We start from the raw sequence: 708 nt of genomic DNA, 5'->3' as shown, positions 1-708 counted from the left end.
GCCAGTTGGATTGGGCTTGGCCGCTTGCACGCATCCCCAGGACGCACATGTGCCCCAAGCGATGATCGCCATGGACTCTTCCGCCATCGACCTGAGCTTTTCGACGAATGGCTTGCCGCCATCAATGCAGAACATGCCACCCTCCTTCAGCGGCGGATTGCCTTCGACGGCGAGCACATATTTGCCTTTGTACTTGGCACGGGTTTCCTCCAGGATGGCTTCGGCTTGGTGTCCTGCCGCCGCCATGATCGTATCGTCATAGTCGAGCGAAATCATCGACAGCAGCGCGTCCTTGATCAATGGATGTGCCGAGCGGATAAAGCTTTCCGAGCAGCAGGTACACTCGAGCCCGTGCAACCAGATGACGGGCACACGCGGCTTGGTCTCCAGGGCGCTGGCAATGCTGCTTGCGTCGAGCGGACCAAGTCCCAAGCTCGCGGCCGTCAAACTGCAGAACTTGTGGAAACTACGACGCGTGATCCCCTGACGTCTGATCACGCTGTAAAACGTTTCCGTTGCCCCAGCCATGAACCCCTCCATGTGAGTTGTCGTCGGGCGTAACGAATTGCTGACGCTCAGCAAGAAACAAGCCACCGAAGCGAAATACTTGACAGATACCAAAGCCTCCGTTTCGGGGATTTGCGAATTGGCGAGCCCAGCAAGCCAGCCACAAGCTGCGCCATTGATCGCCTGTCATGCTAATGGTGT

1 protein-coding gene is annotated in these 708 nt (G+C 57.5%); it reads right to left on the bottom strand.

Features of this window, described 5'->3' with window-relative positions; all coding sequences use genetic code 11:
• Positions 1-528, bottom strand: a 528-nt coding sequence (locus H8A95_RS43350) for a hydrogenase small subunit (RefSeq protein ID WP_229188494.1), incomplete at its 3' end; no start/stop codon positions are given.
• Between the last annotated feature and the right edge of the window lie 180 nt (positions 529-708).

The organism is Bradyrhizobium oropedii (genome assembly GCF_020889685.1).
In the GTDB taxonomy this organism is placed as follows: Bacteria; Pseudomonadota; Alphaproteobacteria; order Rhizobiales; family Xanthobacteraceae; genus Bradyrhizobium; species Bradyrhizobium oropedii.
Note: the sequence above shows the minus strand (reverse complement) of the source record. Positions and strands in the feature narration are given on the sequence as shown.